Below are 13,650 nucleotides of genomic sequence, written 5' to 3'. Positions count from 1 at the left end.
AGACGCATTTGTACGCGGCTGGGTTCCCAGCCACTTGGAAAAGGGAGTCGTAATGAAGCGACGTTCGATCGTGAAGTACGCGGCTGTCGCCGCTGCACTGTCACTGGGGGTGACCGCCTGCGGATCAGGAGGCGGGAGCGACGATGCCAAGGAATCAGGCGTAGTCCGGGTAACGCTGGCGAACCACGTCTGGACCGAAGGAATCAAGACGGCAATTCCGGAATTCGAGAAGTCCACCGGCCTTAAGGTGGAGCTGACCCAGTTGGGTGAGGACCAGCTCTCCGACCAGTACAACGTCAAACTCAACGCAGGCAGCGATGAGATCGACGTCATGATGTACCGCCCCTTGCAGGAGGGAAAGCTGTTCGCGAAGAACGGCTACCTCGCAGACCTGACGGACAAAGTATCCGACGACTCGGACTGGGACTGGAAGGATTACCAGGAAGGCCCGGTCAACGCCACGACGGTCGACGGCAAAGTGGTGGGCGTTCCGATCATCACCGAACGGGAAGTCCTCTACTACCGCAAGGACCTCCTGAAGGCGGCGGGAATCGAAGTCCCCAAAACCATGGAAGAGCTCCAGGCCGCGGCGAAGGCCATCAAGGCCGCAAACCCCGGCACCGCCGGCTTCGTGGCCCGCACCGGCAAGTCGGCCGCCGTGACCCAGTTCTCCAGCTTCCTGTACAGCTTCGGCGGCGACTTCACCGACGGTGACGGCAAGGCCGCCGTCAACTCGGACGCTGCGAAGAAGGCCTACGCGTTCTATGGCGGCCTCATCAAGAACTTCGGTCCGGCCAACGTCAGCACGGACATGAGCTGGCCGGAGGCAATGGCCATCTTCACCCAAGGCAAGGCTGCTTTCTACACGGAGGCGGACTCGCTCTACAAGAACGCCACGGATCCTGCCAAGTCCAAGGTGTCCGACAAGGTTGGCTTCGCGCCGTTGCCGGCAGGTCCCGCAGGCTCCAAGCCGTACAACGTCCCGTCCTGGGGCCTGGCAGTCAACGAGGCGTCGGCCAACCAGGACAACGCCTGGAAGTTCATCCAGTGGGCCACCAGCAAGGAGCGTACCCTGGCTGCGCAGAAGGCCGGCGTTCCCGGGCCACGTGCTTCGGTCTGGGCCAACCCCGAGGGAACCGCCACTTACCCGAAGGATCTTGCCGATGCGATCGCCGTGAGCGCCGAGAACGGCGTGGGGCATGACCGTCCCCAGGTGGTTACCGTGGGCAAGGCCCGCGAAATCGTGGGCGGCCCGATCGTTGCCAGCATCACCGGTGCTGACGCTGCGGCAGCCGCAGACTCGGCCCAGGAAGCCTTCCAGAAGTTCCTGGACAGCGAAAAGAAGTAACGCGCCCGGGTCCATCGGCCCATGCGCCCCTGCACGGCGGGACGGCAGCCCTGATGCCGTCCCGCCGTGCCCGCAACCCCCAAACTTTTAGGCGAACCATGTCTGTAACGAACGCTCCGCGGAGCGCTCCCGCCCGTAGTGCCGGCCGGCCGCCCAGCCTCCAAGGAAGCTTTTCCGCCTGGGCCAACCGTCACCGCAAGTGGCTCTTTGCCGCCCCGGCGATGATTTTCGTCGGCGTCCTGATTGTCTTCCCGCTCGCGTGGACGCTGTACCTCAGCCTCACGGATTCACAGGGCTCTGTCCGGGCCGCCACCGATTTTATCGGCCTCCAGAACTACCTCACTGTCCTCTCTGACACCGACCGCTTCTGGCCAGCCGTCGGCCGGACCCTGTCCTTTACAGGGGTGGCGCTGCTGTGCGAAGTGGTTCTCGGCATGGGAATCGCCCTGCTCCTGTGGCGACCCTTCCGCGGCGAGAAGTGGGTCCGCGTCGCCATCCTCCTTCCGCTCGTGGCCACCCCGGTGGCCGTCGGCATGATGTGGCGCCTCATCTTCGACCCGAACATCGGCTTTGCCAATCAGCTCCTGGGCATGTTCGGCATTCCGCCCCAGCCCTGGCTTTCGGGGCAGGACACCGCACTTGGCACCACTATCTTCATGGACGTGTGGCAGTGGACGCCCATGGTCGTCCTGATCCTGCTTGCCGGTCTGACTTCGCTATCGGATGAACCTGACGAAGCCGCCAGGGTGGACGGCGCGAATGCCTTCCAGCGGTTCTTCTACATCACGCTGCCCCTCATGATGCCCACGGTGATCGTTGCGATCCTGCTCCGCGGCATCGACGCCCTCAAGACCTTCGACATCCTCTACGCCACTAAGGGCAAGGGCGGAGGGTCCTTCCACGAGGTTGAGACCTTGAACGTCTACGCCTACGGCCTGAGCTTTGATTACAACCAGTACGGGCTCTCCTCGGCGGTGCTGATCCTGTTCTTCATGATCATCATCGGGTCCATGTGGCTGCTGACCATGCGCAAGAAAGCGGTAACCAAATGACCGTCGTGACCCAGAACCCGGCGCCAGCCGAAGCAACCCGGGCGATCCGCCGCCGTCGGAAGCCCTTGGCCACGCGGGCCTACAAGGTATTCCGCGTCGCCGCGCTGGTGGCCGTGGTGCTGTTCCTGATCGCGCCACTGTTCTGGATGCTCCTGGCGTCCTTCAAAACCAATGTGGACATCTACGACACCGGCAAGGCCCTGTTCTTCTCTCCGACGGGCGAGAACTACGCCAATGTACTTCAGCGGAACAACTACTTCGTCTTCATCTTCAACAGCTTCTGGGTAGCGTTTGTCTCCACGGCACTGTCCATCGTGCTGGGCGTGCCGGCTGCCTACGCCATGAGCCGTTTCACGATGCACCGTTCCGCACTGGTGGTTCTCATGGCACGGGTCATCCCCGGTGTTTCCCTTCTGGTGCCGTGGTATTACGTGTTCTCCAACCTGAGGATGGTGGGACGCTTCGAGGTGCTGATCCTGAGCCACATGTTCGTGGCACTGCCGTTGATCGTCTACATCATGATGAGTTACTTCGACTCGCTGCCGCTGGAATTGGAGGAATCGGCGCAGGTGGACGGGCTCACCCCCATCGGGGCGTTCCGGCGCATCACCCTGCCGCTATCGGTGGCAGGCATAGCCACGGCAGGCATCCTGTCGTTCATCTTTTCCTGGAACAACTTCATGTTCGCCCTGGTGCTCTCCGGATCCAGGACCAAGACGCTGCCGGTGGCCATCTTCGACTTCGTTTCCTACGCCAGCATCGACTGGGGCGGCCTGATGGCCGCGGCCACCGTGGTGACGATTCCGATCATGATCATTGCCCTCTTCACGCAGAAGTACATCGTGTCAGGTCTCACGGCCGGCGCTACCAAGGGCTAGGGCGGATAAACCATGACAAAAATCAGCAGAATCGAAACTTTCCTCGTGCGGCCACGCTGGCTGTTCGTGCGGATTGAGACTGAGTGCGGGATCGTCGGGTGGGGCGAAGCAACGTGCGAGGGCCGCAGCGAGACGGTACGCACCGCTGTCGAACAACTGGCAGAGCTCCTGGTGGGGAACGACGCGCTGCGGATCGAGGACCTGTGGCAGGTGATGACCAAGGGCTCTTTCTACCGCGGCGGCCCCATCCTTGCCAGCGCCGTGTCCGGGCTGGACCAGGCGCTGTGGGACATCTCCGGCAAGCATTTCAACACACCCGTTCACCAACTCCTGGGCGGGCACGTCCGCGACCGGATCCGGATGTACGGCTGGGTAGGCGGCGATGAACCCAACGAGGTGGCCGACCAGATCAGCGCGCAGCTCGACGTCGGACTCACTGCCGTCAAGATGAACGCGAGCGGCCGGATGAGCCCTATTGCCTCGGTGGCAGAGATCGACGGCGTCATCCGCCGGGTTGCCGCGGCCCGGGAAGTCCTTGGTGAGCACCGCGACGTTGCGGTCGACTTCCACGGCCGCTTCACCTTGGCCAACGCCCGCCGGGTGGCTCCCCTGCTGGAGCCCTACCGGCCGTTCTTCCTCGAGGAGCCGACGGTCCCCGAGAATACCCATTTGCTGAGGGAGTTGACCTCCGCCACCACCACGCCGGTGTCCACGGGGGAGCGGCTCTACAGCCGGCAGGAGTTTCTTCCTGCGCTGCAGGCCGGGATCGCCGTTGCACAGCCTGATCTGTCGCATGCGGGGGGCATCACGGAAGTCCGGAAGATTGCCTCGCTCGCTGAAATCTATGAGGTGCAGTTGGCCCCGCACTGCCCGCTTGGCCCGCTTGCCTTGGCTGCCTGCCTGCAGGTGGGCTTTGCCACCCCCAACTTCCTGATCCAGGAACAAAGCATCGGCATCCACTACAACCAGGGCGCTGAAGTCCTGGACTATGTGGTGGACAAGACCCCGCTGAAATTTGTCGACGGACACATCGAGCGGTTGACCGGACCGGGCCTGGGCATTGAAATCGACGAGGCGGCAGTCCGTGCCGCGGACAAGCGCGGGCACGCCTGGCGCGGCCCGGTCTGGCGACATGCGGACGGAGCATTTGCAGAATGGTGAGGGGCATGGGCGACGGGAACGCTTTGACGGAAGCGGCGGTTCTGGCCGGGCTGACCGGGGAGCGGCTGGTGGGCATCGTCCGCGGCACCAATGGCCCGGCCGCTGCCAAAGCGGCGCTGGCCGCCATGGAAGAGGGTTTCAGGTTCGTTGAAATCGCGTTGACAACGCCGGGAGCGCTCGAGGCCATCAGCGAGGTCCGGAGGAAAGCTCCGCCCGGGTGCTGCGTCGGAGCCGGAACTGTGATGAGCGAACAGGATGTGGACGCCGTCGCCGGCGCCGGTGGCCAGTTCATGGTGACGCCGTCCCTCGCCCCCTCCATCCGGGCTTCCGTGCAACGCGGATTCCCTGTCCTCGCGGGGGCGCTGACCCCGAGCGAAGCCTACGAGGCCATGGACCGGGGAGCCACCGCTGTCAAGCTGTTTCCGGCGTCCATTGGGGGTCCCCGCTACCTGAAAGCCATCCGGGAACCGTTCCCCGACATCCCGTTTATCGCCGTGGGTGGAGTGGGCCTTGAGGAAGCAACCGCTTATTGGGACGCGGGTGCCATAGCCATCGGGCTCGGCGGTCCGCTCTTCGGGGACGCAGGCTCCGGGGGAGACATGGCTCCCATGCGCGGACGGGCGCGTTCCTTCGTGAGCCTGGCGGCGGCTTTTTCCCGCGGGACTGCTTCTCCGGGCGCAAAGTGAGCGGCGGCGTCAGCCTCCTGACATTAGGTGAGTCGATGGTCTCACTGAGGTCCGCGGGGCCGCTGTCGGCCGGAGGCAAGCTGGCGATGCACGTTGCCGGCGCCGAATCGAACGTCGCTGTAGGGGTGGCGCGGCTAGGCCACAGCGTGGCCTGGGCCGGTGTGTTGGGTGACGATCCACACGGTGAATACATCCAACGCCAACTGCGCTCGGAAGGAATCGACGTCCAATGCCGCATCGACCCGCAGAGGAGCACCGGCGTCATGTTCCTGGAGCAGCGCACCGCGGACGTCAGCAGGGCGTTCTACTATCGCGCACATTCCGCAGGCTCCGGCCTGGCGCCGGATGACGTGAAGCGGGGACTGGAATGCGGAGCGAAGGTCCTGCATCTCACAGGAATAACAGCCGCCCTGGGCAGTCAGGCACGCGACACGGCGGAGTATGCAGCCCGATTCGCGGCCGACAGCGGGGCAGTGGTCTCCCTGGACGTCAACTTCCGCAGCAAGCTGTGGTCACGCGCGGAAGCGCGCGAAGCGTTGACATCACTGGTCCGGCACGCCGGCATTGTTATCGCGTCTGACGACGAACTCGCGCTCGTGACCTCCGTCCAGCCTTCACAGGAGGACAGCGGGACGGTGGAAGCTGCCATGGCAGCGGAGCTTCTGGACGGCGGCCTCAGCGAAGTGGTGGTCAAGCGGGGCGCTGCCGGCGCCGGCGTATACACCAGGGGCGGCCACTGGGAGGTGCCGGCCGTTGCGGTGACCAGCAGGGACACCGTGGGCGCCGGTGACGCGTTTACGGCAGGCTACCTGTCCGCCCTGCTCGACGGCGAGGACGTCGCAGGGCGGTTGCAGCGGGGGGTGCTTACCGGAGCATTCGCCGTGAGTACCGCAGGCGACTGGGAAGGCCTGCCGCGCCGCGCAGAGCTGGGCCTGCTGACAGATCTGGCACGAGGCGCTACTCAGCGCTAAATCCCCGGGCCGCCGGCCCGACCCAAGCCCTCAGCTTCGGCCCACTGAAAGGATCAGCCGTGAAAATTATTGCCGCAGACGTGTTCGTTACGAGTCCCTCCCGAAACTTTGTCACTCTTCGGATTACCACCGAGGACGGGGTGACCGGTATTGGTGACGCCACGCTCAACGGTCGGGAGCTGGCCGTCGCTGCCTACCTGAAGGAGCATGTTGCGCAGCTGCTGATCGGCAAGGACCCGCACCGGATCGAGGACACCTGGCAGTTCCTGTACCGGTCCTCGTACTGGCGCCGCGGGCCGGTGACCATGGCCGCGATCGCCGCCGTCGACATGGCCCTATGGGACATCAAGGGCAAGATTGCCGGTCTTCCGGTCTACCAGCTGCTAGGTGGTGCGTCCCGGAACGGGTTGCGCGCCTACGGTCACGCTTCGGGCGCGGACATTCCTTCGCTGTTTGATTCAGTCCGCGAGCACCTGGAACTCGGGTACAAGTCCATTCGCATCCAGACGGCAGTCCCGGGCATCAAGGCCCTGTACGGTGTTGCCGCGCAGGCCCAGGCCTCCGGTGAACGGTACGACTACGAACCCGCAGGCCGCGGCGCGTTCCCGGTGGAGGAAGACTGGGACACCCGCGCCTACCTGCGCCACCTGCCTACCGTGTTCGAAGGGGTCCGGAACGAGTTCGGCCCGGAAATCCCGCTGCTGCACGACGGCCACCACCGCATGACCCCCATCCAGGCCGCGAAGCTGGGCAAGGCGCTGGAACCGTATGATCTCTTCTGGCTCGAGGACTGCACCCCGGCCGAGAACCAGGAGGCACTGCGCCTGGTCCGCCAGCACACCACCACCCCGCTGGCCATCGGTGAAATCTTCAACACCGTGTACGACTACCAAACCATCATCAAGGAACAGCTGATCGACTACGTCCGGGCAGCCTCCACCCACTTCGGCGGTATCTCGCCCCTGAAGAAGGTCATGGACTTCGCCGCGCAGTACCAGATCAAGTCCGGCTTCCACGGCCCCACCGACATCTCCCCGATCGGGTTCGCCGCCCAGCTCCACGTCGGCCTGGCCATCCACAACTACGGCATCCAGGAATACATGCAGCACTCGGACAAAACCAATGAGGTCTTCCACCAGTCCATGACCTTCAAGGACGGCTACCTGCACCCCGGCGACGAGCCCGGCATCGGCGTCGAATTCAACGAGGAAGCCGCAGCAGCGTTTCCGTACCAGCAGGCCTACCTGCCCTACAACCGCCTCGTCGACGGCACAGTCCATGACTGGTAAGACGCACGGAAGGCGAATCGTCAATGAGCGCTCAAACGGCAGGAGCCGGCTACCGGAACAAGACCAAAAACGCTGAGCCGGGATAGTCTTCACTAAGCAAACCTTCAGCGCACGGACGGGCACATCACAGTGGGACAGCACCAGACAGCAAGCTCCGGTACGAATGGAAAGGGCGGGCGGTGGCGCGCCTTCCATGACAAATTCGTCGTCGAGGAACGCTACATGGACCCCGACGACCGGAGGAGCCTCTACCGGGCTGCGGTAATCCTGGCGGTCACCGGTGTAGCGCTCTTTATTGCCACCCTTGTCAGTGTGCTCCAGGCGGACGGGCTTTCAGCCGCGGACGTCCCGGTCCGGGACTGGCTCCTGACGCTGCGGTCGGACACGCTTACCGCGGTGATGATTTTCCTGGCCATAGTCTTTGGCCCCATCGCGCTTCCCATCATCGTCCTGGTAGTTAACGTGGCGTGGGGGTTCCTTGCCAAGCACGCCTGGCGTCCCATTCTCCTGGCCGGGGCAATGCTCACGGGCGTCATCATCTCGCAGATCATCCTGCACATCGTCCGGCGCTCCCGGCCGCCGGTGGAACAGATGCTCTTCGGGATCGATCACACCTTCTCATTCCCGTCCGGGCATGTTCTGGGCGCCTGTGACTTCCTGCTGGTAGGAACTTTCCTGATCTTCTCGCGGCGTAAGAACAGCCGTGCCGCCGTGTTTGGCTTCATCGGGGCGGGAATCGGCATTGTGCTGGCCGCCCTGAGCCGGCTGTACCTGGGATACCACTGGCTCAGCGACGCCCTGGCTTCACTCTCGCTGTCGCTGGTGATCCTCGGCGGCGTGATTGCGCTGGACACCTGGCGCACTGCGCGCATCCCGGGCGAGCGGATCACCGGTGAGCTGTCCACTGCGGAAACGCCGAAGGACTGACCACCCGCCGTCGTCCGTTCTATTTCTGATGGCGCGACCTGGCCCGCTTCAATGCGCTGTGGAGCTTCGAGTTAGCCTCCTCAAGCTCCAGCACCCTGGCAACGCCGGCCAGGTTCAGCCCCTGGTCCAGCAGCTCGCCGATCCGCAGCAGCACCGCAACATCGTCGTCGCTGTACTGGCGGGTGCCCCCGGATGTCCGCGACGGCGTCAGCAGGCCCTTCGTCTCGTAGAGCCTGATGTTCTGCTGCCCCGTGCCCGCGAGCTTGGCGGCCACGGAAATGGCATAAACGGCGCGCGCCGGTGAGGGCCGGCCAGCCCGGCCAGGTTCGTCTGTCATGGGGTCTCCAAAAATCGTGCGGCGGTATTGCTTCAGTTTCCCACGGGTGCTATAAAAAATCTATATCCATCACCATAGATTACGGGTGTGGATATGGCATAGATCCAGCACCCTAGAAGCTAAAGGAGTGGGAAATGATGTTGATGCGCACGGACCCGTTCCGTGAGCTGGACCGGCTCACGCAGCAGGTCTTCGGAACGGCCGCCCGGCCAGCTGCCATGCCCATGGATGCCTGGCAGGACAACGGCGAGTTCGTGGTGGCGTTTGACCTTCCGGGCGTCAAGCTGGACACCCTGGACCTCAATGTCGAACGCAACGTCCTGACCGTGCGGGCGGAACGCCAGGATCCAACGCAACCCGGCGTGGAACTGGTGGCATCGGAACGTCCGCGCGGCGTCTTCAGCCGCCAGCTGATCCTGGGCGACACCCTCAACACGGACAACATCAAGGCCAGCTACGACCAGGGCGTGCTCACCCTGCGCATCCCGGTGGCCGAGCAGGCCAAGCCGCGCAAGATCGAAATCGAAACCCGGCAGGGACAGATGCACGAGATCAACAAGTAGCAAATCCGCTCCGGGTGCGGGATGCCCCGCTTGCCCGCGCCCGGAACGGCCGTGCCGGCCCGGGAAGTTTCCATGACCTCCGTTCCTGACCACTACGCCGCACTGGGAGTCCGGCGGGACGCCGACGCCCAGGAAATCTCGCGCGCGTACCGGGCGCTGATGCGCAGCCATCACCCGGACATGGACAACGGACCGGTGCCGGAAGGCGAACTGCTGCGTATCATGCAGGCGTTCGACGTGCTGCGCGACCCGCAGCGCCGCGCCGCATACGACCAGCAGCTGGCCGCCCCGGCGGGCCAGCCCATCCCGGTCCGCAAGATGCGCCGCCGGCCGGATGAGGGGCCTTCAGGTCCCGTTATCAGGGTGACTCCCGTCCGCTGGGAAAGCGGCCCCTGGTCCTAGCAGGCTCCGAAGGAACACACCAATCAACAGCAAGGAGGCAGTGAGCCGAATGAGCGAATGGCGACGCTACGATTCACCCCTGATCCCGGCATTCCACGAGCGCTTCGAACAGCGGTGGGGCGAGGGAACAGCGCCCTTCCTCGACCCGGAAGCGCACGAACAGCCAATGCCCCGGGCCCAGTGGATCAACCCGGCCACCGGCGCTGCCCTGGCAGTGGTCCCGGTGTGGAGCAACGAGGAGCGCCAGCAGCGTTCCTTCGGCGTCTTCTACCTCCCGCCGGCCGGGGATATCTGGGTCCTGCGGCCCGGCTACACCGGCTACCTTGAACCGGCCGACGGCGAGACGGAACACCTTGTGACGTTGCGGAACGACGCCTTCCGCAAGGCAGTGGCGCACGCCAAGGAGTTCCTCTTCGGATCCCAGTAGGGACGGCACGGCGGCGGGCGGCCAAGTGCTCGTCAGCGGCCGCCCGCTGTGCCATTCTGGGACGTACCTATCCAGCCGTCACAAGGGGCCATTCCATGCATATCACCGCCAAGGACCTCGCCGCCATCATCCCGCCGGGATTCACCCTGGGCGTGGCCACGGCGGCCTTCCAGATTGAAGGGGCCCTTGACGAGGACGGCCGCGGACCCGCCGGATGGGATGTGTTCGCCGCCAGGCCGGGCGCCATCGTGGAGGACCACAGCCCCGCCGTTGCTTGCGACCACTACCACCGCATGCCGCAGGATGTGGCACTGATGAAGCAGCTGGGAGTGGACTCCTACCGTTTTTCCTTCGCCTGGCCGCGGATCCAGCCGACAGGTCGCGGTGCGGTCAACCAGCCCGGCCTGGATTTCTATGACCGGCTCCTGGATGAACTGCTGGCCAGCGGCATCTCGCCAATGGCCACCATCTACCACTGGGACACACCCCTTCCCCTGGACGAGGAGGGCGGCTGGCTCAACCGTGACATGGCCTACCGGCTGGCCGAGTACGCCGGCATCCTGGCGGAGGCATTCGGCGACAGGGTGGCTCGGTGGGTGACCATCAACGAACCGGCAACGGTGAGCGCCAACGGCTACTCCCTGGGGCTGCACTCGCCCGGCAAGGAACTGCTGCTGGGCGCGTTCCCCACCGTGCACCACCAGCTGCTGGGCCACGGCCTTGCGGTGCAGGCCCTCCGCGCCGCCGGCGTGCCCGGTGAGATCGGCATGACCAACGTCTATTCGCCCATGGTGCCCAACTCCATCAACCCGCTGGACCGGATCAGCGCCGGCCTCATGGACCTGGCACAGAACCGGCTCTACGCCGACCCGGTGCTCACGGGCAAATACCCGGACGTGATCCGCGCGGCCAAGTTCTTCAGCACCTTTGAACACCCTGACGAGGACATGGAGATCATCTCGCAGCCCCTGGACTTCTACGGTCTGAACTATTACATGCCCACCAAGGTGGCCGTGGGACCGGGCGGCGGAGCCGTGCCCGCCAGCATGGCCGAAGCCATGGGCAGCGACCTCAGCGCGGCCGGCAACGGCGGAACCCCCTTCCATGTGGAGACGTGGCCGGAAGCCGACATCACGGCCTACGGCTGGCCCGTCAAGCCCGAGTACATGGCGGTGGCGCTAAAGGAGATGGGGGAGCGCTACCCCAACCTTCCGCCGGTCATCCTCACGGAGGGCGGCGCGAGCTTCGAGGACATCATCGTCCGGGACAAGTCCACCAACACCCGGTTTATCCCGGACGAGCGCCGGCTCAAGTACCTTTCGGACCACCTGGAAACCGCACTGCGGGCAACTGCCCCCGGCGGCGAGGCCGAATCGGTGGACCTGCGCGGCTACTACGTGTGGTCGCTGATGGACAATTTCGAATGGTCCGCCGGCTACAACCAGCCTTTCGGACTCGTGCACCTGGATCACGAGACGCTCGAGCGGACGCCGAAGGCGTCCTATTTCTGGCTTCAGGAACTCATCGAGGAACGGGACCTTGCCGCCGCAGCGAATGCAGCCGTGGTCCGCGCCGCCGCGGGTGAGGAAGCGGCGGGCGAGATAGCAGCCAGCGCCTAAGGGTTAGAGCAGGCCCAGAGCGGACAGCTGCGTGGCCATGCCTGCACCGTCGGGGGAGTAGATCCACGGCACCTTGGACGTGGTGTGGTCCCCGTCCTCGGAGTGGCCGCCCGCGAAGACGGATTCGCTGATGGACAGCTGGCGGATGGCGATGGCGGCCACCTTGTCCGGGTACTCTGCGGCAAACCCGGAGTAGATGGCTTCGTCGTGCTGGCCGTTGTCACCTATCAGGAGCCAGCGCATCTCGGGGAATTCCCGGGAAAGCCGCTCGAGGTTCTTGTGCTTGTGGTCCTGCCCGCTGCGGAACCAGCGGTCCTGGGTCAGGCCCCAGTCGGTGAGCAGGAGCGCGCCGGCAGGGTACATGTTCCGGTTCAGGAACCGCGCCAGCGTGGGGGCCGCATTCCAGGGCCCGGTGGACAGGTAGATGACGGGCGCGTCCGGGTGCTCGGCGGTGAGCCGGTCCAGCAGAACGGCCATGCCAGGGGTTGCCATGCGGGCACGCTCACTCAGGACGAACGTGTTCCACAGCGCCAGGAAAGGCCGGGGCAGGGCAGTGACCATGACCGTGTCGTCGATGTCCGAGACGATGCCGAACTTCACGTCTGGATCAATCACCCTGACCAGCGCCTCGGCGGGATCGGTTCCCTCGGCCTGGAGCACGGCGGTGTGCAGGCCCGGTTCCAGCCGGACATCCACCTCGGTGTCGATCAGCCCGCCACGGTCCGCCTGCACTCTGGTGACCACGTCCCCGATGGTGATGCTGACGTCCGTGAACTGCACCGGCACGCTGGTGAAGGCGCGCCAGCCGCGGACGTTCTGCGTTCCGTTGCGGGCGGCGTGTTCCGCGCGGCTTCCTGGCAGCGGCTTGCGGGTAAGCAGGACCCGGCCCAGGATGCGCACGCGCGTGGTGGAACCGTAGCCCTGGTAGGCGATGGTCTGTGGTTCGAACTTCCAGCGTTTGGCGAGCCGGATGCGCAGGGAGTTGACGGCGTCGGAAGTCCGGTGCGCGAGCCGGAACACCTGGTTGCCGGAGATCGCACGGGGATCGAAATGCGCGGCCGCGGGGGCCTGGGCTGCGGGAGAAGGCGCCGGCGGCGCATCCTGCGGGTGGTCCTGCGACGATTTCTGGGGAGCCGTGTCCATGGCTCCACTCTGCCACAGCGCGGCGATCGGCGCCGCTGATCCGGCACCGATGGTCCGGCCGCGGCCCTGCGCCGCTGACTCAGCCGGCACCGAGGATGCCGCGCAGGGTCCGGGCATTCCGCACGGCGTTGCCGCCGCCGTCGTTATTGAAATAGGCGTAAACGTCCACGCCCTGGCCGGACCACTCGCGGATCCGCTCAGCCCACCAGTGCAGGTCCGCGTCGGAGTACGACCCGCCGTAGAGGTGCTCGTGGTCCGGCCCATGCAGCCGGACGTAGGCGAAGGGAGCGGTGGTGCGCAGGATGCAGGGCAGGTTGGCGCCGCTCATGACGCAGTAGGCGGCCTCCCGGCGCTCAAGCAGGCGGAAAACTTCCGCGTCCTCCCAACTGGGATGCCGGAATTCCACTGCCACCCGGATCCACGGCGGTACCGCGGCCAGGAAGTAGTCGAGCCGGGCGTCGTCGCGGACCATTTGCGGCGGCAGCTGGACCAGGAGCACGGCGCGTTTGTCGCCGAGTTCGTGCCAGCACCGGCTGATCCGCTCCAGCCAGACCTCCGGCGCGTACAGCTTCTTGGCGTGGGTGAGGCCGCGGGGCGCCTTGACGGACATGGCGAACCCTGGCGGCAGGCGCCGGTTCCAGCTGACGAACGACGCTTCCCGGGGCCAGCGGTAGAAGCTGGCGTTCAGTTCCACGGTGCTGAATTCGGCAACGTAGCGGGCCAGCCGGTCGCGGGCGGGCATGCCCGGAGGGTAGAGGACGTTGTCCCAATGGTCATAGCTCCAGCCGGAGGTACCGATATGGACTCCCACCCCAGCAGGCTGCACCTCCCATTTACCCGCGGCTGT

Annotated in this window: 15 protein-coding genes; 12 read left to right on the top strand and 3 right to left on the bottom strand. The window is 65.2% G+C overall.

The genetic code is table 11. The features are described from left to right. The first annotated feature begins 52 nt into the window (after nucleotides 1-52). From ACIQCN_RS12395 to ACIQCN_RS12360, 8 genes are all read left to right on the top strand, one after another. On the top strand, nucleotides 53-1,348 hold the full coding sequence (locus ACIQCN_RS12395; protein ID WP_400605011.1) for an ABC transporter substrate-binding protein: 1,296 nt from the start codon (nucleotides 53-55) through the stop codon (nucleotides 1,346-1,348). 98 nt (nucleotides 1,349-1,446) lie between these two features. Further along, the gene (locus ACIQCN_RS12390; protein WP_400611209.1) at nucleotides 1,447-2,400 is read left to right on the top strand and encodes a carbohydrate ABC transporter permease; all 954 of its coding nucleotides are present in this window, start codon (nucleotides 1,447-1,449) and stop codon (nucleotides 2,398-2,400) included. Beyond that, on the top strand, nucleotides 2,397-3,278 hold the full coding sequence (locus tag ACIQCN_RS12385) for a carbohydrate ABC transporter permease (RefSeq protein ID WP_400605007.1): 882 nt from the start codon (nucleotides 2,397-2,399) through the stop codon (nucleotides 3,276-3,278). The genes ACIQCN_RS12390 and ACIQCN_RS12385 overlap by 4 nt, the downstream gene beginning before the upstream one ends. 12 nt (nucleotides 3,279-3,290) lie before the next feature. Further along, complete coding sequence (gene dgoD, locus ACIQCN_RS12380; protein ID WP_400605005.1) at nucleotides 3,291-4,439, top strand: galactonate dehydratase; 1,149 nt, start codon at nucleotides 3,291-3,293, stop codon at nucleotides 4,437-4,439. Between the two features lie 5 nt (nucleotides 4,440-4,444). Continuing rightward, nucleotides 4,445-5,125, top strand: coding sequence for a bifunctional 4-hydroxy-2-oxoglutarate aldolase/2-dehydro-3-deoxy-phosphogluconate aldolase (locus ACIQCN_RS12375; RefSeq protein WP_400605003.1), 681 nt, complete (start codon nucleotides 4,445-4,447; stop codon nucleotides 5,123-5,125). A 35-nt stretch (nucleotides 5,126-5,160) separates the two neighbouring features. Further along, nucleotides 5,161-6,096: a sugar kinase gene (locus tag ACIQCN_RS12370; RefSeq protein ID WP_400605001.1), complete on the top strand. Its 936-nt coding sequence runs from the start codon at nucleotides 5,161-5,163 to the stop codon at nucleotides 6,094-6,096. 59 nt (nucleotides 6,097-6,155) lie between these two features. Continuing rightward, nucleotides 6,156-7,385, top strand: a complete 1,230-nt coding sequence (gene manD / locus ACIQCN_RS12365) for a D-mannonate dehydratase ManD (RefSeq protein WP_400611207.1) — start codon at nucleotides 6,156-6,158, stop codon at nucleotides 7,383-7,385. Between the two features lie 222 nt (nucleotides 7,386-7,607). Then, nucleotides 7,608-8,312, top strand: a complete 705-nt coding sequence (locus tag ACIQCN_RS12360; RefSeq protein ID WP_400604997.1) for a phosphatase PAP2 family protein — start codon at nucleotides 7,608-7,610, stop codon at nucleotides 8,310-8,312. A 19-nt stretch (nucleotides 8,313-8,331) separates the two neighbouring features. On the opposite strand, the gene ACIQCN_RS12355 is transcribed toward ACIQCN_RS12360, so the two are convergent. Continuing rightward, nucleotides 8,332-8,649: a MerR family transcriptional regulator gene (locus tag ACIQCN_RS12355; RefSeq protein ID WP_400611205.1), complete on the bottom strand. Its 318-nt coding sequence runs from the start codon at nucleotides 8,647-8,649 to the stop codon at nucleotides 8,332-8,334. Between the two features lie 137 nt (nucleotides 8,650-8,786). Between ACIQCN_RS12355 and ACIQCN_RS12350 the strand changes: the two genes are divergently transcribed. The 4 genes from ACIQCN_RS12350 (at nucleotide 8,787) to ACIQCN_RS12335 (ending at nucleotide 11,660) form a co-directional block, all read left to right on the top strand. Continuing rightward, nucleotides 8,787-9,212: an Hsp20/alpha crystallin family protein gene (locus tag ACIQCN_RS12350; protein ID WP_400611247.1), complete on the top strand. Its 426-nt coding sequence runs from the start codon at nucleotides 8,787-8,789 to the stop codon at nucleotides 9,210-9,212. Between the two features lie 72 nt (nucleotides 9,213-9,284). Next, nucleotides 9,285-9,614, top strand: a complete 330-nt coding sequence (locus tag ACIQCN_RS12345; RefSeq protein WP_400604994.1) for a J domain-containing protein — start codon at nucleotides 9,285-9,287, stop codon at nucleotides 9,612-9,614. Nucleotides 9,615-9,663: 49 nt separating this feature from the next. Continuing rightward, nucleotides 9,664-10,041, top strand: a complete 378-nt coding sequence (locus ACIQCN_RS12340; RefSeq protein ID WP_400604993.1) for a hypothetical protein — start codon at nucleotides 9,664-9,666, stop codon at nucleotides 10,039-10,041. A gap of 95 nt (nucleotides 10,042-10,136) precedes the next feature. Continuing rightward, nucleotides 10,137-11,660, top strand: coding sequence for a glycoside hydrolase family 1 protein (locus ACIQCN_RS12335; protein WP_400604991.1), 1,524 nt, complete (start codon nucleotides 10,137-10,139; stop codon nucleotides 11,658-11,660). 3 nt (nucleotides 11,661-11,663) lie between these two features. Here ACIQCN_RS12335 and ACIQCN_RS12330 read toward each other — a convergent pair whose 3' ends face one another. Together ACIQCN_RS12330 and ACIQCN_RS12325 are read right to left on the bottom strand one after the other, a co-directional pair. After that, nucleotides 11,664-12,893, bottom strand: a complete 1,230-nt coding sequence (locus tag ACIQCN_RS12330; RefSeq protein ID WP_400611203.1) for an App1 family protein — start codon at nucleotides 12,891-12,893, stop codon at nucleotides 11,664-11,666. After that, on the bottom strand, nucleotides 12,883-13,614 hold the full coding sequence (locus ACIQCN_RS12325; RefSeq protein WP_400611202.1) for a DUF72 domain-containing protein: 732 nt from the start codon (nucleotides 13,612-13,614) through the stop codon (nucleotides 12,883-12,885). The genes ACIQCN_RS12330 and ACIQCN_RS12325 overlap by 11 nt, the downstream gene beginning before the upstream one ends. Nucleotides 13,615-13,650: the final 36 nt, after the last annotated feature.

This window comes from Pseudarthrobacter sp. NPDC092424 (assembly GCF_044754925.1).
Lineage (GTDB): Bacteria > Actinomycetota > Actinomycetes > Actinomycetales > Micrococcaceae > Arthrobacter.
The sequence above is the reverse complement of the archived record's forward strand: the minus strand, read 5'-3'. Positions and strand labels throughout refer to the sequence as shown.

What these genes read in the sequence shown, in the direction of transcription:
- ACIQCN_RS12375 (WP_400605003.1), top strand. Translation starts at nt 4,445, where the DNA reads ATGGGCGACGGGAACGCTTTGACGGAAGCGGCGGTTCTGGCCGGGCTG.
- ACIQCN_RS12335 (WP_400604991.1), top strand. Translation starts at nt 10,137, where the DNA reads ATGCATATCACCGCCAAGGACCTCGCCGCCATCATCCCGCCGGGATTC.
- ACIQCN_RS12385 (WP_400605007.1), top strand. Translation starts at nt 2,397, where the DNA reads ATGACCGTCGTGACCCAGAACCCGGCGCCAGCCGAAGCAACCCGGGCG.
- dgoD (WP_400605005.1), top strand. Translation starts at nt 3,291, where the DNA reads ATGACAAAAATCAGCAGAATCGAAACTTTCCTCGTGCGGCCACGCTGG.
- ACIQCN_RS12350 (WP_400611247.1), top strand. Translation starts at nt 8,787, where the DNA reads ATGTTGATGCGCACGGACCCGTTCCGTGAGCTGGACCGGCTCACGCAG.
- ACIQCN_RS12345 (WP_400604994.1), top strand. Translation starts at nt 9,285, where the DNA reads ATGACCTCCGTTCCTGACCACTACGCCGCACTGGGAGTCCGGCGGGAC.
- ACIQCN_RS12390 (WP_400611209.1), top strand. Translation starts at nt 1,447, where the DNA reads ATGTCTGTAACGAACGCTCCGCGGAGCGCTCCCGCCCGTAGTGCCGGC.
- ACIQCN_RS12340 (WP_400604993.1), top strand. Translation starts at nt 9,664, where the DNA reads ATGAGCGAATGGCGACGCTACGATTCACCCCTGATCCCGGCATTCCAC.
- ACIQCN_RS12360 (WP_400604997.1), top strand. Translation starts at nt 7,608, where the DNA reads ATGGACCCCGACGACCGGAGGAGCCTCTACCGGGCTGCGGTAATCCTG.
- ACIQCN_RS12355 (WP_400611205.1), bottom strand. Translation starts at nt 8,649, where the DNA reads ATGACAGACGAACCTGGCCGGGCTGGCCGGCCCTCACCGGCGCGCGCC.
- ACIQCN_RS12370 (WP_400605001.1), top strand. Translation starts at nt 5,161, where the DNA reads ATGGTCTCACTGAGGTCCGCGGGGCCGCTGTCGGCCGGAGGCAAGCTG.
- ACIQCN_RS12395 (WP_400605011.1), top strand. Translation starts at nt 53, where the DNA reads ATGAAGCGACGTTCGATCGTGAAGTACGCGGCTGTCGCCGCTGCACTG.